Raw genomic sequence first — 24,115 nt, 5'->3', positions numbered from 1 at the left:
TTTTTATGCAAATGATAAGGCTTTAACTAGATCTTCTTTTTTATTTCTACTTAAAGGTATTTTTGTAACTCCAATTTCTGCAAATTTGCTGTTGAAGCGTTCCACTTTGTCGACGTTTATAATATACGACTTGTGTACCCTTACAAACTTCTTTTTCGACAAATCATTTTCAAAAGATTTCATTGTTGAAAGGACTAGATTACTATCATCATCCGTAACAACTCTTACGTAGTCACCAAAAGCTTCAATCCATTTGATTTTAGAAGTAAAAATCTTCAATTTTTTTAAATTGCTTTTGATAAAAATATGTTCTCCTTCTTCTTCTTTGGTGTCTTTCTTTAAAAGGTATAGATCAATCGCTCTTTTTACGGAAGAATTAAATCTATCAATTGCTATTGGTTTTTGAAGATAATCAGTAGCGTCATAATCAAATGCTTTCATTGCATATTCTGCCTTAGAGGTAATAAAAATAATTTGAGGTTTTATTTTTAATCCATCTAAGAAATCAAATCCACTAATAACAGGCATCTCAATATCAAGAAAGATTAAGTCTACATTATGTATAGACATACAGCTTTTAGCTTCAATAGCGTTCGAAAAATCGCCTATTAAATGCAAATTTGGATGGTTGTTAACTAACTTTGCGATAATCATTCTTTGTATCGAACTATCATCGACTACGACACAGTTTAGTTTCATGACAATATCATTTAAGATTTGGAATAGTAAATATATTGCTAATTTTTCAATTTAACAAAATATTATAATGAGTTTTTGTAGTTCAACGATTAATTGGAAAAAAATATTGGTTATTAAATTTTTTTGAGTATTTTTGCACCCAAATTAACAAATAAATAAATATTTATGAATCATTATGAAACTGTTTTCATTTTAAATCCCGTTTTATCTGATGTTCAGGTAAAGGAAACAGTAAGCAAATTTGAAGATTTTCTTACTACTAGAGGAGCCGAAATGGTATCGAAAGAGGACTGGGGCCTAAAAAAAATGGCTTACGAAATCCAAAATAAAAAAAGTGGTTTTTATCACTTATTCGAATTCAAAGTAGCTGCAGAAGTTCTTATTGCTTTTGAAACAGAATTTAGACGTGACGAAAGAGTTATGCGTTTCTTAACTGTAAGTTTAGACAAACATGCTATTTCTTGGGCTGAAAGAAGAAGAACAAAATTAAAATCTCAAAAAGCTTAAATCATGGCAACATTACAACAATCTGCTTCAGGAAAAAAAGACGGAGATATCAGATATCTTACTCCTTTAAATATAGAAACTAACAAAACTAAAAAGTACTGTCGTTTCAAAAAATCAGGTATCAAATATATTGATTATAAAGATGCTGATTTCTTATTGAAATTTGTAAACGAACAAGGGAAAATTCTTCCTCGTCGTTTAACAGGAACTTCATTGAAATTCCAAAGAAAAGTGTCTGTAGCTGTGAAAAGAGCGCGTCACTTAGCTTTAATGCCATACGTGGCGGATTTACTTAAATAATATTTTAACTCAGTTGTTGGTTTTCTGAAAGATGAAACCTAACTTCTATAAAAAAGGACAACAACATGGAACTTATACTAAGACAAGACGTTCAAAATTTAGGATTTAAAGATGATGTGGTTACTGTGAAAAATGGTTACGGTCGTAACTTTTTAATTCCACAAGGACATGCACATTTAGCTACTTCTTCTGCAAAGAAAGTATTAGCTGAAAACCTTAAACAAAGAGCACACAAAGAAGCTAAAGTTGTAGCAGATGCAAATGCATTAGCTGAAACTTTAAAAGCTATCGAAATTAAAATTACTGCAAAAGCAGGTGGAGAAAAATTATTCGGTTCAATCACGAATATTGATATCGCTGATGCTTTAGCAAAAGGTGGTCAAGTAATTGACAGAAAATTCATCACTAGCGGTATCGTTAAACGTACTGGTAAATACGCTGCTAGCGTTCGTTTACACAGAGATGTAATTATCGAATTACCTTACGAAATTGTTGCTGAATAATAACAGTATGTTAACAATTTGTTAAAACTATATTAAAATCACCCTTAGGGGTGATTTTTTTTTGTCTAATTTCGCGGATATAAACTCATATCCAAAGAAATGAAAAAAATTATTGTTTTATTGTTTATTGTTTTTGGTCTGACCTCAATGATGGCTCAAACGACAACATCCAGTATCAAAGGAACTGTAAAAGGTTCAGATTCGGAATCGCTTCCAGGAGCGACTATTTACGCAACTCATACTCCAACAGGGTCTAATTATTCAGCATCATCTAATGCTGATGGTAGATACAACATGTTGAATATGAGAGTTGGTGGGCCATACAAAGTTACTGTGACTTATGTTGGGTTTCAAACACAGGTATTCAATGAAGTGTACCTTGAATTAGGGAAAGCTTTTAATTTAGACGTTTTGTTGAAGGATGAAAGTCAACAATTAAAGGAAGTTACAATTACCAGTTCAAAAAACAAAGTTTTCCAAAGTGGAAGAACAGGTGCTGAAACTACAATTGGAAGAAGAGAATTGACGGCTTTGCCTACAATTTCTAGATCTGCCGAAGATTTCACACGTTTAGAGCCTTCAGCTAGTGGTGGTTCTTTTGGTGGTAGAAATGATCAATACAACAGTTATTCATTAAATGGAGCTGTTTTTAATAATCCTTTTGGATTAGATGCAGCTACTCCAGGTGGACAAACTGGTTCTCAGCCAATTTCTTTAGATGCAATAGACCAAATTCAGGTTGCTACTGCTCCTTATGATGTTACATTATCAGGGTTTACTGGTGCTTCTGTAAATGCGGTAACAAAATCAGGTACGAATGAATTTCATGGAACTGCTTATGCTTTCTTTAGAAATCAAGACTTAACTGGTAGTAAGGTAAGAGGCGAGAAAATATTTGTACCTGCATTAGAACAAACTCAAGCAGGTGTAAGTATTGGAGGTCCAATTGTAAAAAACAAATTATTCTTTTTTGCTAATTTTGAAGTCGATAAAAGAAGCGATTCAGGTTCGAACTTTGTTGCAAACGACGGAAATGGAACAACAGACGTAAATGAATCTAGAGTTTTAGCTACTGACTTAATGCATGTTTCGACTGAATTAGGGAAGTTAGGTTACGATACTGGTGCTTACCAAGGGTTTACACATAATTCTGATTCTAATAAAGGTATTATTAAATTTGACTGGAATATAAATGACAATCATAAATTGGCTGTGATTTATAATTTCCTTGATGCTTCAAAAGATAAGCCTGCACACCCTACAGCAATTCTTCGTAGAGGTCCAGATGCTACTACATTACAATTCGCTAATTCTGGGTACCAAATAAATAATAAAATTAGTTCGTTCTTAGTTGAGTTAAACTCAAAATTCAGTGAAGTAGTAACTAATAAATTACAAGCTGGTTATACTCATTTTGATGATTACAGAAGACCATTTTCTGCACCAGCTCCTGTAATAAATATCACCAAAGATGGTTCTCCTTATATTATTGCAGGGCATGAGCCGTTCTCTATTAATAATAAACTAGATCAAAAAGTAATTCAAATTACTGATAATTTAAATATTGTAAAGGGAAATCACGCCTATACAGCTGGTGTTTCATTCGAAAAATTCATGTTCAAAAACTCATTTAATCTTAAAGGTTATGGATTTGATGTTTTTGGCAGTACTGACTTAGCTGGATTTGATACTAAAATTGCAAATGGCTATTATGCTCAAGCAATTGCAGATGCACAAAACACCTTTAATACTAAAAATGCTTTAGCTGACGGTGTAGACGGAGGTTGGAACCTATCAGAATTAAATGTTGGTCAATTAGCATTATATGTTCAGGATGAATGGAATATCAATGACAACTTTAAATTAATCTACGGATTAAGAGCTGATAAGCCATTGTACTTTAATACTTCAGACTTAGCGCAAAAATTTATTGATACTCAAAATTCAGAAGGGTATGTACCAAATATTGACTATTACAATCCTAAAGATGGTAGTGTAGTTAATTTTGACTCTACAAGAATGCCAAACAATAATATACTATGGTCACCTCGAGCTGGTTTTAACTGGGATATCACAGGAGATAAAACAAAACAACTTCGTGGAGGAACAGGAATCTTTACTGGAAGACTTCCTTTTGTTTGGATTGGAAATCAAGTAGGTGGTTCAGATCCTTTTTTCTACCAAGTAGTGGATCCAGAGTTTAAATTTCCACAGGTTTGGAGAACAAGTTTAGGATACGATCACAAATTTGATAATAACTATATTGTGACGGTTGATGCATCGTATAATAAGGATATAAATGGAGTTCAAGTTCAAAATTGGGGGTTAAAAAAACCAACAAGTCAATTAGCTGGTGCTGATAACAGAGCTATTTATGGTACTAATGACCAAGGAACTTGGAATGATTATGGTTTTCCAGCTCCTACAAATGGTTATGTAATGACTAACACAAATAAAGGAAGTGCATTTAACACTTCGATTAAAATACAAAAGAATTTTGATAATGGTTTGTTTGCGAGTTTAGGTTACAACTATTTAAAATCATTAGATGTAAACTCTATAGAGGCAGAAATTGCTGGTGACGCATTTGCTTTTAATCCTGCTTTAGGAAATGTAAATGATGCGACTTTATCTAATTCTAAATACGGTGATAAAAACCGTTTCATAGGTGTAGCTTCAAAAAAATGGAAGTATGCTAATGATAAATGGTCTACTACTGTTTCTACTTTCTTCGAGTACGCACAAGGAGGTCGTTTTAACTATACTTATGGTGGAGATATTAATAATGATGGAGCAAGTGGAAATGATTTAATTTATATACCTACAACTACTGAAATTAGCACTATGATTTTTTCTGGTGCTGGACAAGGCGAGGCATTTGATAAATTCATTAGTCAAGATGAGTACATGAGTGGAAGAAGAGGGCAATATGCTGAGCGTTATGGTGCTTTAGCTCCATGGAGAGGAAAATGGGATGTCAAATTAATGCAAGACTATAACTTCAAAGTTTCAGGAGATAAAACCAATACAATTCAATTTAGTGTTGATGTATTGAATATCGGAAACCTTCTTAATTCTGATTGGGGACTAGTTCAAAACCCTACAAGTGTGCAACCTATTGGAGTTTCTGTTGATCAAACAACAAAAATACCAACGTATACTTTTAGTGGTACCCAAACTAAAACATTCAATTACGACGCTAGTTTATTGTCAAGATGGCAAGCGCAATTTGGAATTAGATATATTTTCTAGATCCAAGGAATTAATAAATTTAAAAGCCTTCTTGAAAAAGAAGGCTTTTTTTATTTAAAAATTTTAAATTTGCAGTCGAATTTTCAATGGAATTTACATATTGAGAATATAATTAACCTAAGTTGAATTCACATAAATAAAGAATTAATATAAATTCTTTTAGGGGGTTCTAAAATTTAAAATCAGCATGAAATATACAAGATTAACAAAAGAACAATTTGAAGAGTTAACTCAGGAGTTTAGTACATTTTTGGCTACGCAGGCTATTGATAAAGCCGAATGGGATACCATAAAAGCTGAAAAACCAGAAGTTGCAGAGCAAGAATTGGATGTTTTTTCTGATTTAGTTTGGGAAGGTGTACTTACAAGAGCGGAGTACTTAGAACATTTTTCAAAAAGCCATATTTTTCTTTTCCAAAGTTTCGATACCCATGTTCAGTCTATAGTTCTAAAATCATTAGTTCCTGAAGTTGATTTTTTAACTAAAGAGGGATTACAATGGCTTAGTGATAATATGTTTACAGATACCATCGAAATGAAGGTAGGTAAAAAAGAGTTCTCTGAAGAACGTAATAGTTCTCTTTTTGCATTAATACAACAAGGTGCTTTCTTGAGTGACGGTCAGCTATACAAGCAAATAAATTCGATTATTGAATCGTAATTCAGTTGTTATTTATTTTTAATTGGCTATTTTAGTACGCGATTTTCAAGTACTAAAATAGCCAATTTTTATTTTCTATGGACATTCAAAATACGATTCAAAAACTAAGGGAAGAGCTTAATCTTCATAATTATAATTATTATGTTCTGGATAATCCAACCATATCTGATTATGATTTTGATTTGAAATTAAAGCAGCTACAAGATTTAGAAAATCAATATCCTGAATATTATGATGAAAGTTCCCCAACTCAAAGAGTGGGAGGAACGATTACGAAGAATTTCAAAACAGTTCCCCATGAATACCGCATGTATTCTCTTGACAACTCTTATTCAAAAGAGGATTTAGTAGAATGGGAAAAGCGGATTCAAAAGGTATTGGGAGAACTGCCGTTAGAATATACTTGTGAATTAAAATATGACGGGGCATCCATTAGCATTACTTATGAAAATGGTAAACTTAGTCGTGCCGTTACTCGTGGGGATGGATTTCAAGGTGATGATGTTACTAACAATATTAAAACGATACGTTCAATTCCTTTACAATTAAAGGGAAATTATCCAGCTAAATTTGCTGTTAGGGGAGAGATTATTTTGCCTTTTGCAGGTTTCGAAAAAATGAACCAAGACTTAATCGAAATTGGAGAAACGCCTTATTCTAATCCTAGAAATACTGCTTCAGGTAGTTTAAAATTAAAAGAAAGCGCTGAAGTGGCTAAAAGACCATTAGATTGCTTGCTTTATTTTTTAATAGGGAATGAATTGCCATTTAATTCACAGTATGAAGGTTTAAAAGCGGCTAGAAATTGGGGATTTAAAGTACCTAAAGAGGCTAAGCTAGCGTGTAATTTAGATGAAGTTTTTCAATTTATAGATTATTGGAATGTGCATCGACATGAATTACCTTATGAAACGGATGGGGTAGTGGTTAAAGTAGACAGCTTTCATTATCAAGATGAATTGGGTTTTACCGCTAAGTCGCCTCGTTGGGCAATGGCCTATAAATTTAAATCAGAACAGGTTTCTACAAAATTAAACTCGATTAGCTACCAGGTAGGAAGAACTGGGGCAATTACACCAGTGGCCAATTTATCACCAGTGCAATTAGCAGGGACTATTGTAAAAAGAGCTTCCTTGCACAATGCTGATCAAATAGAAAAGCTGGATATTAGAGTTGGAGATACTGTTTTTGTGGAAAAAGGAGGCGAGATAATTCCTAAAATTATAGCAGTAGACTTAAGTAAACGACCTGAGAATTCAGAACCGACGAAATATATTACTCATTGTCCTGAATGCCATACAGAGTTGGTAAGAGGAGAAGGAGAAGCTAATCATTATTGTCCTAATTTTTATGGTTGTCCTCCTCAGATTATTGGACGAATCCAGCATTTTATTTCCAGAAAAGCGATGGATATAGAAGGTCTTGGTGGAGAAACAGTGGCGTTACTTTTCAATAATGGATTAGTTCACAATTATGCGGATCTATATGAACTTACAGTTGAACAAATTCTTCCTTTGGAAAGGATGGCGCAAAAATCAGCCGAAAATTTAGTTAAAGGAGTTGCTGACTCTAAAGAAATTCCATTTGAGCGTGTTTTGTATGCGTTAGGAATTCGTTTCGTAGGTGAGACGGTGGCAAAGAAACTAGCCAAGCATTATAAGAGTATTGACGCATTGCGTCAAGCGACCTTGATGGATTTAGTTTTGGTAGACGAAATAGGGGAACGAATTGCAAAAAGCGTTATTGATTTTTTCGAAAATAATGAAAATGTAATTATCATCGAAAGGCTAAAAAGTTATGGTGTCCAATTTGAAGTTATTGAAAAAATAAATCCCAACGCCACTGTTAAATTGGCTGGTAAAACATTTGTAGTTTCAGGTGTTTTTGAGCTATTTTCCAGGGATGATTTAAAAAAATCCATTGAAGACAACGGTGGGAAAGTAGGCAGTTCCATATCTTCGAAAACGGATTATGTTGTTGCCGGTGATAATATGGGACCAGCTAAATTAGAAAAAGCTAATAAACTTAATATTCCAATACTATCAGAAACTGAGTTCATGAAGTTGATTAGTTAAAATATATAAAGGAAAATGATGAAGGATTTTCGGAAAGAAAGTAATCTTGAAATAGGCTTAATCCTATTGTTTTTTTTAATAGGGTTGATTGAGGTTGTAATCGAGATTTTTACAGATTCTAGAATTCAATATTTTATTAAGCCGTTACATACAATGATACTGTTGGTTTTGTATTGGTACTCTTCCACGGAGAAAAATCCGCTTTTTTTTATTAATATGTTTTTTTTGCTAATCGGTAGAATGTATTTTATTCCTGACGATAGAAATATACTTATTTATGCTTTAATTGCGCTATTCTTTCATCGTATCATTCAGATATACTATATAACGAAGTTAATAAAACTCAAAGATTTTATCCCTTCAATTTTAGCTTCAATACCTTTTTTGATGTTTTTCTTGTATTTGGTATCTATTCCTGAAAATGTTTGGGTAAAAAGCTATGTTATTTTAGTTGCTCAAATCGTCTTAATTTCTGCTCTAAGCGGAATTATATTATCTCAGTACTTGTTAAGTTTTAGCAAAAAAAACATTTGGTTATCCGTTTTTGGACTGATGTCGTTGATGCAGACTTTTATAGTATTGATTGAGAAGTTTTATTTTCAAGGTATTATGATAATCAGTCTTAGACCAATAAGTTTGTTTTTAAACACGATGGTTTGTTTCTCTTTTTACAAGTTTGTGATTGCCGTAGAGAGTCTAGACAACGATTGATTTTCCCATAGATGATTTTGCTTTGTTATGGTCAAGGAAGAAATCAATTCGACCTAGATTTATCCCGTAGCAGCCTACTTGGTTTACTAAGACTTCCTCACCTATTCGATTTTTAGTAACCGTTGGTTTATCAAGAAAAGTATGGGTATGCCCACCTATTATTAAGTCGATATCTTCAGTAAGCGCGGCTAGTTTTAAATCGGAAATTGTATTAGGTTCATTCTTATAGTTATAACCCAGATGGGAAAGACAAATAATCAAGTCGCATTTTTGCTCTTTTTTTAATATTCGAACCATTTCTTGAGACGTTTCAACGGGATCATTATAAACAGTTTCTTTATAATTTCTCTTGTCAACTAAGCCATCTAGTTCAATCCCGATTCCAAAAACGCCAATCTTAATACCATTCTTATTAAAAATTTTATAAGGTTTTACCAGGCCGTCCATCATGGTGTTTTTAAAGTCATAATTGGCCGAAAGGAATTCGAATTTTGCAAATGGCATCTGTGCATATAATCCGTCAACACCATTATCAAAATCATGATTACCTATTGTGGAGGCATCATACTGCATCATGCTCATTAATTTAAATTCAAGTTCGCCTCCATAATAGTTAAAATACGGAGTTCCTTGAAAAATATCTCCTGCATCCAGTAGTAACACATTAGGATTCTCTTTCCTAATCGCTTCAATTAATGAAGCTCTTCTCGCTACACCGCCCATATTTGGGTTTCTTGGGTCATCGGCAGGAAAAGGATCAATATGACTGTGTACGTCATTAGTGTGTAAAATAGTAATTTGTTTTACATCAGGTTTGCTGAAACTACTTAATGATAAACCAAAACCTACCATTGCAGTACTCACGGCTGTTTTCTCTATAAATTCTCTTCTTTTCATTTGTCTATTTTTGGAGCTTTTTCCCGCTTTCTATTACAATCTTTTAATTTTTAAAGAAAAAATTAAAAGGATTTCCATTTCAATCGGGGCTAAAGGCGTATTGGTATTAAATCATTTTTAATTTACTCAACAGTAATCCTATTGTCTTGAATGGACTTAATGGTGTCGGTTTCTTTAAAATAATCAATTAGTATGTTTCTTAACTTGTAATCTAAATCATAAGTATGGATTCCTTTCTTGAAAAAAGACATATTATCTCCGCCATTAGCAAGATAATCATTAGTACTTACATAATAAATTTTGTTAATATCGAGGGGTTTACCTTGAACTAAAATGTTTTTTGGTTGATTGTTTTTGTCAATTGTAAATGTCATTCCTGAAAGTGGGTGGGGCTGTTTTTCTTTTATGAAGTAGCTGACAATTTCCAAGACCTGCTCTCCTTTTAAAGAAACAACGACAAGGCTGTTTTCAAAAGGCATAATTTCGTAGGCATTTCTAGCAGTTACATTTCCCTTTGGCAGAATAGCACGAATACCGCCGTGATTTAGGAAACAGATGTCTATAGTTTTGTTTTCACGAGCTTGAAAAACAGTATTACCACGACCGAGTATTACATCGGCCATCATGTTACCAATAGTCGATTGCCAATTATTAGCAGTTTTATCTAATGTTTCGGGGCAATAGGCTAAAACGCTATCTAGATCTTTGTCGATATGTTCACGATAAGGTTTTATAAAACTTTCTATTTCAGACTTTTGGTCTATTTTTTCGGTGATTGGAAGTTGCTTTCCTTCAACTTTAGTAACTGTGAGGATTTTATTCCCACAGGAAACAATGAAAAACAATGTTAAGAATATAACAAAAAGTTTGAAAACATCGTTATACTTTTTTAGATTTACCATTTATAATGTGACTTAATTAATTTAATTTTGTAAACGAGTAAAAATAGTATGTTTTTAAGTTTTATAAAAGATTTTTCGGTAAAAAAAATATTAAAAAACAGTTTGCATAATGTAAAAAGCAATTCAGTTTCTGGTCCTATTAAAACGGTTGGTTTACTTGTAGACCAAAGTTATTTTTCAGAAACTCCATTATTGATACACGAACTTATTGAAAAAGGTATTTTAGAAGAGGATATATCTGTTATTATTTATAAGGATAAGTTTAAAAAGAACAAAAGCACCGTGAGAGCGAGTTTTAGTTCTAGTCAGTTAAACTGGAATTCTGAAATAAAAAGTGCGGCTGTAAATGATTTTATCGCAAAGGAATTTGATTTGTTGATCAGTTACTATGATGTAGAAAAGGCTATTTTATTAGTAGTAACACATAATTCAAAAGCACATTTCAAAGTTGGTTTTGCTGCAATTGATAAAAGATTAAATGACTTGATGATCAATACTAATGCTGAGAATTATAAAGTTTTTACTCACGAATTATTTAGGTACTTAAAAATATTAAATAAAATATAATTTAACATGCAATCATTAATAGGAACTGGAGTTGCAGTTGTAACCCCATTTAAGGAAGATTTTTCAGTTGATACGGAAGCATTAAAAAGTATCGTTAATTTTTCTGTCGATGGAGGAATTGAGTATCTTGTCATCTTAGGAACAACAGCAGAAAACGCCACTTTGACTCAAGACGAGAAAGAGTTGGTTATAAAGACGGTTATAGAAAGTAATAATGGTCGATTACCACTAGTGCTTGGAGTTGGTGGTAATGACACTATGAAAATTGTTGCCGAGTTGAAAACGAGAGACTTTTCGCCTTTTGTTGCGATACTTTCAGTTTCCCCATTTTATAATAAGCCTACACAGGAAGGGATATATCAGCATTTTAAGATGGTGGCCGAAGCATCTCCAATTCCAGTAATTTTGTACAACGTGCCAGGAAGAACGGCAAGTAATATGTTACCGGCAACAGTTTTTCGTTTGGCTAATGATTTTAAAAATATTGTTGCTATTAAAGAAGCAGCTGGGGACATCGTGCAAGCGATGAAGTTAATAAAAAATAAACCAGAGGGTTTTTTAGTGATATCTGGTGATGATATTATTGCTTTACCTATGGTTTTAGCAGGTGGCGCGGGTGTTATTTCTGTGATTGGACAAGGTTTTCCTAAAGAATTTTCTGAAATGATACGATTAGGCTTAAACCGTAAGGTCGATGCCGCCTATAAAATTCAATACGTAATAGATGATTGTATTGACATGATTTTCGAACAAGGAAACCCTGCAGGAATTAAACAAGTGTTTCAATCCCTTGGAATAGCGGAGAATTTTGTGCGTTTACCATTAGTTAGCGTTGATGAATCATTACGCGAAAGAATAAATCAATTTGTGAAAAAAATTGACAAATAAGGCCGCAAAATCTTGCTTTTTTTTAAAGGAAGAAATATTTTGTAGTAGCTAAATTAATAACTAAATTTGCCACCGAAACTGTGGTATGATTTTTTGTGGATTGTATGCAATCCAAAAGATTAAAAAAAATAAAAAAAAATGAAGAAAATTGTATCTCTATTATTTTTCGTGATTCTTTTTAGCTCATGTAGTGAATATCAAAAAGCATTAAAAAATGATGATGTTGCTGTAAAGTTTGAAATGGGAACTAAATTATATGATGCTGGCAACTATACAAAGGCAATACGTCTTTTTGAGCAAATTGCACCGGCATACAGAGGGAAGCCACAAGCAGAGAAATTATTCTACATGTTTGCACAATCGTATTACAAAACGAAACAATATTACTTAGCAGGTTATCAATTTGAAAGTTTTGTGTCTGGATATCCAAAAAGTGAAAAAGTACAGGAAGCTGCTTATTTAGGAGCTAAAAGTTATTCAATGCTTTCACCAGTGTTTAGTTTAGATCAAACAGATACTTTTAAAGCAATCGACAAATTACAAGTATTTATAGATACATATCCAAATTCAGAGTATTTGGGCGAAGCGAATGAAGCTGTAAGAGTTTTGAGCGAAAAAATTGAAAAGAAAGTTTACGAAAATGCCAAAGGATATAATACAATATCAGATTTCAAATCGGCATTAGTGGCTTTAGATAATTTCATAGCTGATTATCCGGGAACTCCATTCAAAGAGGATGCGTTGTTCTACAAGTTTGATTCAGCATATCAATTAGCCATAAATAGTGTTCCCGGAAAAATGGAAGAACGTTTAAATGTTGCATTAGCTGCTCATTCTAACCTTGTGAAGTTTAATGCGGATACTAAGTATAAAGAGAAAGCAGCTGAAATGTTAGCTCGTGTTGAAAAAGATTTACAAAATTTTACTAAATAAATAAAGTCATGGATTTAAAAAAGACGAATGCTCCAGTAAATACAATAACATATAATAAAACTGTTATTGAAGAACCTACTGGTAATGTGTATGAAGCGATAACCATTATGGCTAAAAGAGCAAACCAAATCAATTCTGAAATCAAAAAAGAATTGACTGAAAAACTGGAAGAATTTGCTACATATAATGACAGTCTTGAAGAAGTTTTTGAAAATAAAGAACAAATTGAGGTTTCAAAATTCTACGAAAAATTGCCAAAGCCACACGCTTTAGCTGTTCAAGAATGGTTAGATGGTAAAATATACCACAGAGATTCAACTAAATAATACTATATGTCAGTTTTAAGGGGTAAGAATATTTTACTAGGAATTTCTGGTGGAATTGCCGCCTATAAAACAGCGTCTTTAGTACGACTTTTCATAAAAGCAGGTGCACATGTCCAAGTGATAATGACACCTGCTTCTAAGGATTTTGTAACCCCGCTCACCTTATCTACTTTATCTAAAAATCCAGTACATTCCAGTTTTTACAATCAAGATGAAGAAAATGAAAAATGGAACAATCACGTAGAGTTGGGACTGTGGGCTGACCTTATGGTTATAGCGCCTGCGACAGCAAATACCTTGTCAAAAATGGCGAATGGAACTTGCGACAATCTTCTTATTGCCACTTATCTATCAGCAAAATGTCCTGTTTATTTTGCACCTGCAATGGACTTGGATATGTACAAACATCCTTCAACAATTGCAAGTTTTACTGCTTTGCATAATTTTGGGAACACCATAATTCCTGCAGAAAGCGGAGAATTAGCAAGTGGTCTTTCCGGTGAAGGAAGAATGGCTGAACCTGAAAATATAGTTTCTTTTCTTGAAGAGGACTTAGAAAGTAGATTACCACTAAAAGGAAAAAAAATTCTAATTACTGCTGGACCTACCTATGAAGCAATCGATCCTGTTCGTTTTATAGGAAATCATTCATCTGGAAAAATGGGATTTGATATTGCTAAGAGCGCTGCTAATCTTGGTGCTTCAGTTATATTAGTTTCAGGTCCTACTATTTTTAAGGCAGATCATTCTTTGATTAAAGTCATTAATGTAGTTTCAGGTCAGGAAATGTATGACGCTTGTCACCAGTATTTTGATCAAGTAGATGTTGCGATTGCAGCAGCAGCTGTTGCGGATTATAAACCAAAGCATGTTGCTACGCAAAAGATAAAAAAAGCCCCAGATAATTTTGTGATTGAACTCGAAAAAACGAAAGATATCCTGGCTTCTTTGGGAATCATTAAGAAGAATCAATTTTTAATAGGGTTTGCTTTGGAAACTGAAAATGAAATTGAAAATGCAAAAGGTAAAATCCAGAAAAAAAACTTAGATTTGATAGTTCTAAATTCTTTGCAAGATAAAGGAGCTGGTTTTGGGGAACCAACCAATAAAGTGACCTTTATTGATAAGGATTTCAATATTGAACCTATGGAACTGAAATCGAAAGAAGCAGTTGCTGATGATATCTTAAATAAAGTAATAGCGCATTTTAATGAATAAGATAATTACATTTTTCCTACTATTGACTTTTGGGCTTACGCAAGCGCAACAGCTAAACTGTACGGTTACGGTAAATTCAGATAAATTGACTAATGCAAATCAGCAGGTTTTTAAAACTCTTGAAAACTCGCTAACTGAATTTGTCAATAAGACAGATTGGACAGGGGAAAATTACAAGCAAAATGAAAAGGTAAATTGTTCGATGTATATCACTGTGTTATCAAATAATTCAGATCAATTTTCATGTACGATTCAAGTGCAATCCTCAAGACCCATTTATAACTCATCGTATAGCTCACCAGTTTTAAACTACAACGACAAAGATTTTAGTTTTAGATATACTGAATTTGAAAATTTGCTTTTCAACCCTACAGCATTCGAATCAAATCTGGTTTCTGTTATCTCCTTTTATAGTTATATGATATTGGGAATGGATGATGATAGCTTTGTATTGGAATCAGGAAATGCAAATTTTGAAGTGGCTCAAAACATTTCAAATGTGGCACAACAAAGTGGCTATAAAGGTTGGAGTCAAATTGATGGAAACCAAAACAGGTATTTTCTTATAAGCGACATTATGTCTCCTTCATATTCAGAAATACGTAAAACATCATTTGAATACCACTCGGGCCTTGATGTAATGGCCAAGGATTTGAAATCTGCTAAAGAAAAAATAAAGTCTGCCTTATTGAATTTGAATAAATTACATGCATCAAAACCCAATGCTTTTTTGACTCGGGTATTTTTTGATGCGAAATCAGATGAAATTCTTTCCGTTTTTTCTGGTGGTCCAAGTATTACCGTAGCTGATCTAATAGAGAGTTTGAATAAAACTTCTCCTTTGAACTCAGGTAAATGGGAATTGATTAAATATTAGATTACCCATTCAATTCAATACCAAATTTAAATCTTCATTATAAAAAAATATAGATGATAACCACACTATCGATAAAAAACTATGCTTTAATAGAAAAATTATCCATTGATTTTTCCAAAGGTTTTTCAATTATTACAGGGGAAACCGGCGCAGGTAAATCGATAATATTAGGTGCATTGGGATTAGTTTTAGGGAAAAGAGCCGACTTAACTTCTTTAAAAAATAAAGAAGAAAAGTGTATCATTGAAGCTCATTTTGAAATTTCCAAATATAATCTAGCTCCTTTTTTTGAGGCTAATGATTTGGACTATGAAGGTGATACTATCATTCGACGAGAAATACTTCCTTCTGGAAAATCAAGAGCTTTTATTAATGATAGTCCTGTGAATCTTCAAGTACTACAAGAGCTGGGTTTGTTCTTGATTGATATCCATTCACAACAACAAACACAAGAGCTTTCAGATGAAAATGTTCAGTTCAAAATTATAGATGCTGTTTGTAGTAATAACGAAGTAGTTTTAGAGTACCAATCACTTTTAAAAAGTTATAAAGCGGATAAGGCTAAAATGAATGCGCTGGTCAAAAGACAAAATGAATCAATCAAAGAACAGGAGTACAATACATTTTTGTTAAACGAGTTGGTTGAGGCGCAATTGAAATCAGGTGAGCAAGAGCTTCTTGAGGCTGATTTCGAAAAATTGAATAATGTTGAGATTATTAAAGAGTCAATTGATAAATCTTTAGCTATTGCTAATGAGGAGCAAATTGGTGTTTTGCATAATTTGAAGGAAATTAAAGTTGCGTTGCAAAAAATAGCTTCCTTTTCTACAGATTACAGTTCTTTATTAGAAAGAACAGCAAGCTTGGCAATAGAGTTTGATGATATTTCAGACGAATTGAATAGATGTTCAGATAAGCTGATTAACGACCCTGAACAGTTGGATTTGATCAGCCAGAAATTACAGTTGATTTATAATCTGCAAAAGAAGCATCAGGTTTCTTCTGTTGAGGAATTATTGGAAATCCAAACTAATTTAGAAAACTCAGTTATGGAATTGGGTAACTTAGAAGGTGAAATTTCAAAAATAGCAAATGCGATAGAAGAAAAAGCAGCTGCATTAGATATACTTTCGGGGACTATTCATAACAACAGAGTTGATTCGATTCCTGTTTTATCGGAAAAATTAGTAACGATATTAGAAACCTTAGGAATGCCTAATGTGCGTTTTAATATTGAAGTGAATAAAACGGCAACGTATTTCAATAATGGAAAAGATGAATTGCAGTTTTTATTCTCAGCTAATAAAGGAACTGATTTTGGCTTGCTTAAAAAAGTGGCTTCTGGAGGTGAGATGTCGAGAATTATGTTAGCCGTAAAGGCAATATTAGCTCGATATTCAAAATTACCTACTTTGATTTTTGATGAAATTGACACGGGTGTTTCTGGAGAAATAGCAATCAAAATGGGAGAGATTATGAAAGAGATGAGTCAAGATATGCAAATCTTTGCTATCACCCATTTACCTCAGATTGCTGCAAAAGGGGACGCACATTTCAAAGTATTTAAATCAACGGTAGGAGATGATACACAATCAGAGCTGAAACTTTTATCGGATGAAGAACGCATCGTTGAAATTGCTCAAATGTTATCCGGGACAGTCATCTCAGATTCGGCCTTAAATCATGCAAAAGCGTTGTTGAACTAAATAAATGGCTTATATTTGTCAATCAAAATAGTGAATTTTACGAGATAGAATCACAGTTTTAGTTACATTTTACATTAAAGAAAAATAAAAATATATTTTAGATATTATGATAATAGAACCTAGAATGAGAGGATTTATTTGCACGACATCTCACCCAGACGGATGCGCGCAAAATGTTAAAAATCAAATTGAATATGTCAAGTCAAAAGGAGCTATCGATGGAGCCAAAAAAGTATTGGTTATCGGAGCTTCAACTGGTTTTGGTTTAGCATCAAGAATAACAAGTGCTTTTGGATCTAATGCATCAACTATTGGTGTGTTTTTTGAAAAACCTCCTAGTGAAGGAAAAACAGCTTCTCCAGGTTGGTATAACTCTGCAGCTTTTGAAAAGGAAGCTCATGAAGCTGGTTTATATGCAAAAAGTATCAATGGAGATGCTTTTTCTAATGAAGTAAAAAAACAAACTTTAGACCTTGTAAAAAAGGACTTAGGACAAGTAGATTTAATCATTTATAGTTTGGCTTCGCCTGTGCGTATGCATCCAACTACTGGTGTTTTACATCGTTCAGTATTAAAACCTATTGGAGGCGTTTTTACTAATAAGACTGTAGATTTTCATTCTGGAAAAGTTTCTGAAATTTCGATACAACCTTGCAATGATGAGGATATCGTAAACACGGTTGCTGTAATGGGAGGTGAAGATTGGTCAATGTGGATTGAAGCTTTGAAAGCTGAAAACTTGTTGGCTCCAGGCGCTACAACAGTTGCTTATTCTTATATTGGGCCGTCATTAACTGAGGCAGTATATAGAAAAGGTACTATTGGTAGAGCTAAAGATCATCTAGAAGCTACTGCTTTTAGCATTACTGATAGCTTAGCTGACATTAACGGGAAAGCGTATGTTTCAGTAAATAAAGCATTAGTTACTCAAGCTAGTTCAGCAATTCCGGTTATTCCATTGTATATTTCTTTATTGTATAAAATAATGAAAGAAGAAGGAATTCATGAAGGATGTATTGAGCAAATTCAACGTTTGTATCAAGACAGACTGTTTTCAGGTGCAGAAGTTGCTACAGATGAAAAAGGACGTATTCGCATTGATGATTTAGAGATGCGCCCTGATGTTCAGGAAAAAGTAGCACAGTTGTGGAATGAGGCGGTTACCGAAAACTTATCTGAGATATCAGATTTAGAAGGATATAGAAAGGATTTCTACAATTTATTTGGTTTTGATGTTGAAGGTGTAGACTACAAAGCAGAAGCAGATGAAATGGTAAATGTTTCAAGTATAGTATAATCTGGTTTTAACAGATTAAAATTTTATATAATGCATCTTAATTTCATAATGGTTTTATTCATTTAGAAATTAAGATGCATTTTTTTATTGACTTTAAATTAATTCATTATGTACAATTTATTAAAAGGAAAAAGAGGAATCATATTTGGAGCGTTGGATGAAAATTCAATTGCCTGGAAAACTGCGGAAAGAGTTCATGAAGAAGGTGGTGTTTTTGTACTTTCGAATGCGCCAGCCTCAATTCGTATGGGGACAATTGATGAATTAGCACAAAAAACGGGTTCCCAAGTAATTCCTGCTGATGCAACTTCTGTAGCTGATTTAGAAATTTTGGTGGACAAAGCAGTAGAAGTTTTGGGTGGTAAGATTGATTTTGTTTTGCATTCTATAGGAATGTCTGTAAATGTTCGAAAAGGGAATCATTATACTAATCAAAATTATGATTATACAGAAAAGGGATGGAATGTATCAGCTGTTTCTTTTCACAAAGTAATGCAGGTATTGTATAAAAAAGATGCTATGAATGAATGGGGGAGTATTGTGGCGCTATCTTATATGGCTGCGCAACGTGTTTTTCCAGACTATAACGATATGGCGGACAATAAAGCGTATTTAGAATCTATAGCTCGAAGTTTTGGATATTTCTTTGGTAGAGATAAAAAAGTGAGAGTAAATACAATTTCACAATCGCCAACAGCTACAAAAGCAGGTCAAGGAGTGAAAGGTTTTGGAGGTTTTACAGCATTTGCTGATAAAATGTCTCCGTTAGGTAATGCAACCGCTTTAGATTGTGCAAATTATACCGTGTCCATGTTTTCAGATTTAACTAAAATGGTGACACTACAAAACTTGCTTCACGACGGGGGATTTTCAAATATGGGAGTCAGTCAAGAAGTTATGGAAATGTTTGAATAAGAGCGATTTTTATATCAAAATATTTATAAAAACCATCAATTATTAATTGATGGTTTTTTTATTGATAAAGTATATCTTTGTTGAAAATTTGCCCAGTATTTTATAATTAATACCTCTGATAAGAATATGTTTTTTTCGTTAATTGTTCCAGTTTACAACCGTCCAGATGAAGTAGATGAGCTTTTAGAAAGTTTGTCAAAAAGTGATTATAAAGAAGATTTTGAGATAGTAATAGTAGAAGATGGCTCCTCGATAAAATGTGAGGAGGTAGTGCATAAATACCAAGCTAAATTATCCATTTCTTATTATTATAAGGAAAATTCAGGGCCTGGTGATTCTAGGAACTATGGAATGAAAAAAGCCAAAGGAGATTATTTTATCATATTTGATTCTGATTGTATTATTCCTGCGCAATACTTGAGCGAAGTTGACAAAGCTTTGAAGGGAAATTATGTGGATTGTTTTGGCGGACCGGATAAGGCTCTTGATAGTTTTTCGGATATTCAAAAGGCAATCAATTTTGCAATGACTTCGTTTCTTACTACTGGTGGAATTAGAGGTGGTTCTGAAAAGATTGATAAATTTCAACCTAGAAGTTTTAATATGGGTTTGTCTCGAAAAGCTTATGAAGCTTCTAATGGCTTTGGGAATATCCATCCAGGTGAAGATCCTGATTTATCGATCCGACTTTGGAATCTTGGTTTTGAAACCAAACTGTTCGCAAATGCGTATGTATATCATAAGAGAAGGATAGATTGGGATAAATTTTCGGTTCAGGTTAATAAATTTGGTAAAGCGAGACCAATTCTTAATAGCTGGTATCCCAAATATAATAAGTTAACTTTCTTTTTTCCTTCCGTTTTTATTAGCGGATTTGCGGTGGCTTTATTATTGGTGGTTTTTAATTTTGACTTATTGCTGCAGTTGTATTTTATATATTTTTTAGTCTTATTTCTAGTTTCTAGCTATCAGAATAAGAGTATTAAAATTGGGTATTTGTCTTTAATCGCTGTTTGGAAGCAGTTTTATGGATATGGAATTGGTTTTATGGAATCATTTTTGAAGGTTATTGTATTGAAGCAGAAACCTCAAGACGCTTTTCCTGAATTGTTTTTTAAAATTTGATATGACAAAAATTATTGGTTTAACGGGCGGAATTGGAAGTGGTAAAACCACTATTGCTAATCATTTTAGATCCTTAGGGATTCCTGTTTATATTGCTGATGACGAGGCAAGAAACATAATGCAATCAGCTGAGATAATAACTGCCATTAAAGAAACGTTTGGGAACTCAATTTTTGATAATGATATTTTGAATAGGGCGGCTCTTGCTGAAATTGTTTTTGGCAATCCAGCTAAATTGGAACTTCTCAATGCAATTGTGCATCCTGCAGTAAAAAAAAATTTTAAAGAGTGGTTATTAGAGCATAAAAACTTTCCTTTAGTTGTTTATGAAGCTGCAATTTTATTTGAAAACGGCAACTACAAAAATTTTGACTGGATAATAACAATATCTGCGCCATTGGAATCGAGAATTGAACGAGTAATGAAAAGGGATGGAGTAACTCGGGAACAAGTTTTGAAAAGAATTAATTCGCAATGGACTGATGAACAGCGTATTTCAAAAAGTGATTTTGTAATTGAAAACATAAATTCAGAAATTGCTAAAAAAGAAACAGAAGAAATTCTTAAAATTTTGAAGATAAAACAAAAGGACTCTTAAATGTTAATGTTTGGTTAATAGATTATCATCCATACTGTTAAAATGTTAATTTTGTTCCGATGAATAAACTTTTTTTTAGATTACTAGTTTTGTTGATGAGCTTATCCTTAATAGGAATAATTCTTGTCCAGGTGTATTGGTTTAATACTTCATTTAAAAACAATGATGAGCAGTTTAAGTTTCATGTAACTCAAGTTATTGGAAACGTAGCTGATAAACTTCAAAAACAAGAAGCATATAGATTTTACGATAAATATAATCGAATAAAAGATAGTACAGGAAAAATTCCACAGAAAGAAGATTTATTAGAAGTTTATTACTTTCAAAGAAACACGAAAACAAATAAAACTATTGTTTACTCAAATAGTATTATTTCTGAAGATTATGATATTTCATCATCATTATTTAATAAAAAATTAAATAATGATAAATTTAAAAATTTCAGTTCAAAACGTGTAACTGAAGTTTATAATAATAACACAGTTGATAAGTCAAATTTACAACAAAGTTTACTTCCTGATGTGACGATTGAAAAATCTGGAAATCTGGATGTATTAGATAAAGTGCAATTTGAGATATCTTATAAGGATATTGCAGCCGCAATGCCTTTGGAAGAAAGAGTTTCAAAAGAGACACTACAAAAATTAATCAAAAAAGAATTAGAGCAATCAGGTGTAAAAACAAAATTTGAATTCGGAATTTACAGTAATGGTATAGCTACAAACGTTAAATCTGCTGATTTTAAATATGATAAGGAATTAACCTATTCAATACCTGTTTATGCTGATAATGAGGGGAATGAAAAGTATAAATTATTAGTTAGTTTTCCACACAAGAAAAAGTTTTTATTATCTGAATTGGTAAGTATCACAGTTCTGTCAATTATTTTTACGTTAATCATTTTAGTGGCCTATACAAGTGCATTAAATCAGCTGATACGTCAACGTCAGATTTCTGAAATCAAGACAGATTTCATTAATAATATGACTCATGAGTTTAAAACACCTATTGCTACAATTAACTTAGCTTTAGATGCGATTAAGAATCCAAAGATAATTGATGATAAGGAAAAGGTTTTTAAATACTTACAGATGATTCGTGATGAAAACAAGCGAATGCATGCTCAGGTTGAAAATGTTTTAAGGATTTCTAAATTGGAGAAAAAAGAGCTTGATATCGAAAAAGAGTCAAGTGATGTAGAAGAAGTTATTAATGATGCGATTGAACATGTTAACTTAATTTTGGAAGACAGAGGAGGAAAGATAACAACTCATTTTGATGCTACTAGAACAACAGTTTTAATAAACGAAGTTCATTTTACAAATGTAATTGTGAATGTTTTAGAAAATGCCATAAAGTATTCTCCAGACACTCCAGAAATTGAAGTAGTTACTGAGAACGTTAAAGACATGATTCTGATAAAGGTGACTGATAATGGTTTAGGAATGAGTAAAATAGCTCAAAAAAGAGTTTTTGAAAAATTTTATAGAGAGCATACAGGGAATATACATAATGTAAAAGGGCATGGTTTAGGTTTGGCCTATGTGAAAAGAATAGTAGAAGACCATAATGGTCAGGTTTATGTAGAAAGTGAAAAGGGAAAAGGAAGTACCTTCATAATAAAAATACCATTAATAAATTAGATATGGAAAATATAAATAAAAAAATACTTTTAGTAGAAGACGACCTTAATTTTGGTGCGGTGCTTAAAGATTATTTAATGCTTAACGATTTTGATGTTACTCTTGCCAAAAATGGTATGGAAGGCTTTGAAAAATTTAAAAAAGATACATACGATTTATGCATTCTAGATGTCATGATGCCGTATAAAGATGGATATACATTAGCAAAGGAAATAAGAGAAAAAAATAGTGAAGTGCCAATCATCTTTCTTACCGCAAAATCTATGAAAGAGGATGTGTTAAAAGGATATAAAGCTGGTGCTGATGATTATTTGAATAAACCTTTTGATTCTGAAGTGTTACTGATGAAAATAAAAGCTATCATTCAAAGAAAATCTTCTGATACTAAAACGGAACAAGTACAACATGAATTTAATATTGGAAAGTTTCATCTTAATTCAAAATTGAGATTCTTGACTTTCAATGGTGAAGAACCTATTAAATTGTCTCCAAAGGAGAATGAATTGTTGAAAATGTTGATTCTGCATGAAAATGATTTAATGCCAAGAGAATTGGCGTTGACTAAAATATGGAGAGACGACAATTATTTCACATCTAGAAGTATGGATGTTTACATCGCTAAGCTAAGAAAATATCTTAAATTAGATGAGGATGTTGAAATTCTTAATATACACGGTGAAGGATTTAGACTAGTTGTTAAAAACAAAGTTGAGAAATAAAATCACATAAGGCTTCGAGAAATCGGAGCCTTTTTTTTTGTTGAATTTGTAAACAAGCTACACTACTTCTCGAATTATTGGGATGTATCTTTAAACATATTGTTAGCTAAAATCAAGCATAGTTATTTATTAGTGTAAAAAGGAAGAACTCTATGTTTTATAAGTCTATAGGTATGTCAAAGGCTTTTTTAGTTTGAGGGTAATATTTTAAAAATGTAGTTAGAGAGTAAAGTTGATTAACTGTTCGTTTTGATTTATTCTTTTTAAGAATAGGAGGATTAACGGCTCACTATATATGGGTTTCTTTAATGCTCATATATAGGTAGACATTTAGTTATTTTTTTATAAAAGTCATGCTGCTGATTTGTGACTTGTATGTCGTGTTGAACTCTCATTTTTTATTAGGAGCTATTTCCTGCTATTCACTGCAATCTTAAATGCCGAACGCCGGCATATAAGGATTTCCGTTACTATCAGGGCTAGGGAGTAGTGGTCAAAGTTGAATTTAGGTCAACCAGTAAAGAAATCATACGTATTAAAGATAGTTATTAGCTGATACTACATTATATGGTCAAATCACTTCCATTAAGTTCTTTTTCTCTTCTAAGAGTCTCGATTAGTTTCGGGAGAAAAAAAATACTTTCAAAACACGGGTTTTCAGCGTGTTAAAATTAAAGTTAAGAAAAAATAAAAAAAACATCAATAAAAAGCTTGAATTAGTCAATAAAGGTGGTACTTTTGCACCCGCAACAACGAATAAGTTCTTTAATATATTGAGTAAGTGAAACACGGGAAA

Annotated in this window: 23 protein-coding genes; 20 read left to right on the top strand and 3 right to left on the bottom strand. The window is 32.6% G+C overall.

Features of this window, described 5'->3' with window-relative positions; genetic code table 11:
- Positions 1-3: 3 nt before the first annotated feature.
- Entirely contained in the window at positions 4-699 is a 696-nt protein-coding gene (locus tag BLV91_RS09240) for a LytR/AlgR family response regulator transcription factor (protein ID WP_091432139.1), read from the bottom strand.
- Positions 700-864: 165 nt separating this feature from the next.
- Between BLV91_RS09240 and rpsF the strand changes: the two genes are divergently transcribed.
- From rpsF to BLV91_RS09205, 7 genes are all read left to right on the top strand, one after another.
- Positions 865-1,206 carry a 30S ribosomal protein S6 gene (gene rpsF / locus BLV91_RS09235; RefSeq protein ID WP_007138294.1) on the top strand — a complete coding sequence of 114 codons (342 nt, stop codon included), beginning with the start codon at positions 865-867 and terminating at the stop codon, positions 1,204-1,206.
- Positions 1,207-1,209: 3 nt separating this feature from the next.
- Positions 1,210-1,506 carry a 30S ribosomal protein S18 gene (gene rpsR / locus BLV91_RS09230; RefSeq protein WP_022828230.1) on the top strand — a complete coding sequence of 99 codons (297 nt, stop codon included), beginning with the start codon at positions 1,210-1,212 and terminating at the stop codon, positions 1,504-1,506.
- Between the two features lie 65 nt (positions 1,507-1,571).
- A complete protein-coding gene (gene rplI, locus BLV91_RS09225; protein WP_007138296.1) occupies positions 1,572-2,009 on the top strand; it encodes a 50S ribosomal protein L9 in 438 nt (145 codons plus the stop codon).
- A 99-nt stretch (positions 2,010-2,108) separates the two neighbouring features.
- Positions 2,109-5,261 carry a TonB-dependent receptor gene (locus BLV91_RS09220; protein ID WP_091432137.1) on the top strand — a complete coding sequence of 1,051 codons (3,153 nt, stop codon included), beginning with the start codon at positions 2,109-2,111 and terminating at the stop codon, positions 5,259-5,261.
- Between the two features lie 187 nt (positions 5,262-5,448).
- Entirely contained in the window at positions 5,449-5,922 is a 474-nt protein-coding gene (locus BLV91_RS09215; RefSeq protein ID WP_091432135.1) for a DUF6495 family protein, read from the top strand.
- 77 nt (positions 5,923-5,999) lie between these two features.
- Positions 6,000-7,997: an NAD-dependent DNA ligase LigA gene (ligA, locus tag BLV91_RS09210; RefSeq protein ID WP_091432132.1), complete on the top strand. Its 1,998-nt coding sequence runs from the start codon at positions 6,000-6,002 to the stop codon at positions 7,995-7,997.
- Positions 7,998-8,012: 15 nt separating this feature from the next.
- Positions 8,013-8,708, top strand: a complete 696-nt coding sequence (locus BLV91_RS09205; protein ID WP_091432130.1) for a hypothetical protein — start codon at positions 8,013-8,015, stop codon at positions 8,706-8,708.
- On the opposite strand, the gene BLV91_RS09200 is transcribed toward BLV91_RS09205, so the two are convergent.
- Positions 8,694-9,605: a bifunctional metallophosphatase/5'-nucleotidase gene (locus BLV91_RS09200; RefSeq protein ID WP_091432128.1), complete on the bottom strand. Its 912-nt coding sequence runs from the start codon at positions 9,603-9,605 to the stop codon at positions 8,694-8,696. The genes BLV91_RS09205 and BLV91_RS09200 overlap by 15 nt on opposite strands.
- Before the next feature lie 122 nt (positions 9,606-9,727).
- Entirely contained in the window at positions 9,728-10,507 is a 780-nt protein-coding gene (locus tag BLV91_RS09195) for a 5'-nucleotidase C-terminal domain-containing protein (RefSeq protein ID WP_091432126.1), read from the bottom strand.
- Between the two features lie 48 nt (positions 10,508-10,555).
- Here BLV91_RS09195 and BLV91_RS09190 point away from each other — a divergent pair, with 48 nt between their 5' ends.
- The 13 genes from BLV91_RS09190 (at position 10,556) to BLV91_RS09130 (ending at position 23,319) form a co-directional block, all read left to right on the top strand.
- Positions 10,556-11,074: a DUF6913 domain-containing protein gene (locus BLV91_RS09190; protein ID WP_091432124.1), complete on the top strand. Its 519-nt coding sequence runs from the start codon at positions 10,556-10,558 to the stop codon at positions 11,072-11,074.
- Positions 11,075-11,080: 6 nt separating this feature from the next.
- Positions 11,081-11,962: a 4-hydroxy-tetrahydrodipicolinate synthase gene (gene dapA, locus BLV91_RS09185; RefSeq protein ID WP_091432122.1), complete on the top strand. Its 882-nt coding sequence runs from the start codon at positions 11,081-11,083 to the stop codon at positions 11,960-11,962.
- 138 nt (positions 11,963-12,100) lie between these two features.
- The gene (locus BLV91_RS09180) at positions 12,101-12,895 is read left to right on the top strand and encodes an outer membrane protein assembly factor BamD (protein WP_091432120.1); all 795 of its coding nucleotides are present in this window, start codon (positions 12,101-12,103) and stop codon (positions 12,893-12,895) included.
- Positions 12,896-12,903: 8 nt separating this feature from the next.
- Positions 12,904-13,221 (top strand): DNA-directed RNA polymerase subunit omega, encoded by a 318-nt coding sequence (locus BLV91_RS09175; RefSeq protein ID WP_007138306.1) that lies wholly within the window; start codon positions 12,904-12,906, stop codon positions 13,219-13,221.
- Between the two features lie 6 nt (positions 13,222-13,227).
- Entirely contained in the window at positions 13,228-14,439 is a 1,212-nt protein-coding gene (coaBC, locus tag BLV91_RS09170; protein ID WP_091432119.1) for a bifunctional phosphopantothenoylcysteine decarboxylase/phosphopantothenate--cysteine ligase CoaBC, read from the top strand.
- A complete protein-coding gene (gene porD, locus BLV91_RS09165) occupies positions 14,432-15,316 on the top strand; it encodes a type IX secretion system protein PorD (RefSeq protein ID WP_091432117.1) in 885 nt (294 codons plus the stop codon). Before coaBC ends, porD begins: the two co-directional genes overlap by 8 nt.
- Positions 15,317-15,369: 53 nt before the next feature.
- Complete coding sequence (recN, locus tag BLV91_RS09160) at positions 15,370-17,022, top strand: DNA repair protein RecN (RefSeq protein ID WP_091432115.1); 1,653 nt, start codon at positions 15,370-15,372, stop codon at positions 17,020-17,022.
- A 106-nt stretch (positions 17,023-17,128) separates the two neighbouring features.
- Entirely contained in the window at positions 17,129-18,319 is a 1,191-nt protein-coding gene (gene fabV, locus BLV91_RS09155; RefSeq protein WP_091432113.1) for an enoyl-ACP reductase FabV, read from the top strand.
- A 105-nt stretch (positions 18,320-18,424) separates the two neighbouring features.
- The gene (locus tag BLV91_RS09150; protein ID WP_175513988.1) at positions 18,425-19,234 is read left to right on the top strand and encodes an enoyl-ACP reductase FabI; all 810 of its coding nucleotides are present in this window, start codon (positions 18,425-18,427) and stop codon (positions 19,232-19,234) included.
- 126 nt (positions 19,235-19,360) lie between these two features.
- The gene (locus BLV91_RS09145; protein ID WP_091432108.1) at positions 19,361-20,359 is read left to right on the top strand and encodes a glycosyltransferase family 2 protein; all 999 of its coding nucleotides are present in this window, start codon (positions 19,361-19,363) and stop codon (positions 20,357-20,359) included.
- A gap of 1 nt (position 20,360) precedes the next feature.
- Positions 20,361-20,957 carry a dephospho-CoA kinase gene (gene coaE / locus BLV91_RS09140; RefSeq protein WP_091432106.1) on the top strand — a complete coding sequence of 199 codons (597 nt, stop codon included), beginning with the start codon at positions 20,361-20,363 and terminating at the stop codon, positions 20,955-20,957.
- A gap of 59 nt (positions 20,958-21,016) precedes the next feature.
- Positions 21,017-22,600, top strand: a complete 1,584-nt coding sequence (locus tag BLV91_RS09135; protein WP_091432104.1) for a sensor histidine kinase — start codon at positions 21,017-21,019, stop codon at positions 22,598-22,600.
- A 2-nt stretch (positions 22,601-22,602) separates the two neighbouring features.
- Positions 22,603-23,319: a response regulator transcription factor gene (locus BLV91_RS09130; protein WP_091432102.1), complete on the top strand. Its 717-nt coding sequence runs from the start codon at positions 22,603-22,605 to the stop codon at positions 23,317-23,319.
- The last annotated feature ends 796 nt before the right edge of the window (positions 23,320-24,115 follow it).

This window comes from Flavobacterium degerlachei (assembly GCF_900106645.1).
GTDB classification, from domain to species: domain Bacteria; phylum Bacteroidota; class Bacteroidia; order Flavobacteriales; family Flavobacteriaceae; genus Flavobacterium; species Flavobacterium degerlachei.
Note: the sequence above shows the minus strand (reverse complement) of the source record. Positions and strands in the feature narration are given on the sequence as shown.

Coding starts and splice junctions, on each gene's coding strand:
- dapA (WP_091432122.1), top strand. CDS start 11,081: ATGCAATCATTAATAGGAACTGGAGTTGCAGTTGTAACCCCATTTAAG.
- coaE (WP_091432106.1), top strand. CDS start 20,361: ATGACAAAAATTATTGGTTTAACGGGCGGAATTGGAAGTGGTAAAACC.
- coaBC (WP_091432119.1), top strand. CDS start 13,228: ATGTCAGTTTTAAGGGGTAAGAATATTTTACTAGGAATTTCTGGTGGA.
- BLV91_RS09190 (WP_091432124.1), top strand. CDS start 10,556: ATGTTTTTAAGTTTTATAAAAGATTTTTCGGTAAAAAAAATATTAAAA.
- BLV91_RS09240 (WP_091432139.1), bottom strand. CDS start 699: ATGAAACTAAACTGTGTCGTAGTCGATGATAGTTCGATACAAAGAATG.
- BLV91_RS09200 (WP_091432128.1), bottom strand. CDS start 9,605: ATGAAAAGAAGAGAATTTATAGAGAAAACAGCCGTGAGTACTGCAATG.
- porD (WP_091432117.1), top strand. CDS start 14,432: ATGAATAAGATAATTACATTTTTCCTACTATTGACTTTTGGGCTTACG.
- BLV91_RS09195 (WP_091432126.1), bottom strand. CDS start 10,507: ATGGTAAATCTAAAAAAGTATAACGATGTTTTCAAACTTTTTGTTATA.
- BLV91_RS09175 (WP_007138306.1), top strand. CDS start 12,904: ATGGATTTAAAAAAGACGAATGCTCCAGTAAATACAATAACATATAAT.
- recN (WP_091432115.1), top strand. CDS start 15,370: ATGATAACCACACTATCGATAAAAAACTATGCTTTAATAGAAAAATTA.
- rpsF (WP_007138294.1), top strand. CDS start 865: ATGAATCATTATGAAACTGTTTTCATTTTAAATCCCGTTTTATCTGAT.
- rpsR (WP_022828230.1), top strand. CDS start 1,210: ATGGCAACATTACAACAATCTGCTTCAGGAAAAAAAGACGGAGATATC.
- ligA (WP_091432132.1), top strand. CDS start 6,000: ATGGACATTCAAAATACGATTCAAAAACTAAGGGAAGAGCTTAATCTT.
- rplI (WP_007138296.1), top strand. CDS start 1,572: ATGGAACTTATACTAAGACAAGACGTTCAAAATTTAGGATTTAAAGAT.
- fabV (WP_091432113.1), top strand. CDS start 17,129: ATGATAATAGAACCTAGAATGAGAGGATTTATTTGCACGACATCTCAC.
- BLV91_RS09135 (WP_091432104.1), top strand. CDS start 21,017: ATGAATAAACTTTTTTTTAGATTACTAGTTTTGTTGATGAGCTTATCC.
- BLV91_RS09145 (WP_091432108.1), top strand. CDS start 19,361: ATGTTTTTTTCGTTAATTGTTCCAGTTTACAACCGTCCAGATGAAGTA.
- BLV91_RS09220 (WP_091432137.1), top strand. CDS start 2,109: ATGAAAAAAATTATTGTTTTATTGTTTATTGTTTTTGGTCTGACCTCA.
- BLV91_RS09215 (WP_091432135.1), top strand. CDS start 5,449: ATGAAATATACAAGATTAACAAAAGAACAATTTGAAGAGTTAACTCAG.
- BLV91_RS09180 (WP_091432120.1), top strand. CDS start 12,101: ATGAAGAAAATTGTATCTCTATTATTTTTCGTGATTCTTTTTAGCTCA.
- BLV91_RS09130 (WP_091432102.1), top strand. CDS start 22,603: ATGGAAAATATAAATAAAAAAATACTTTTAGTAGAAGACGACCTTAAT.
- BLV91_RS09205 (WP_091432130.1), top strand. CDS start 8,013: ATGATGAAGGATTTTCGGAAAGAAAGTAATCTTGAAATAGGCTTAATC.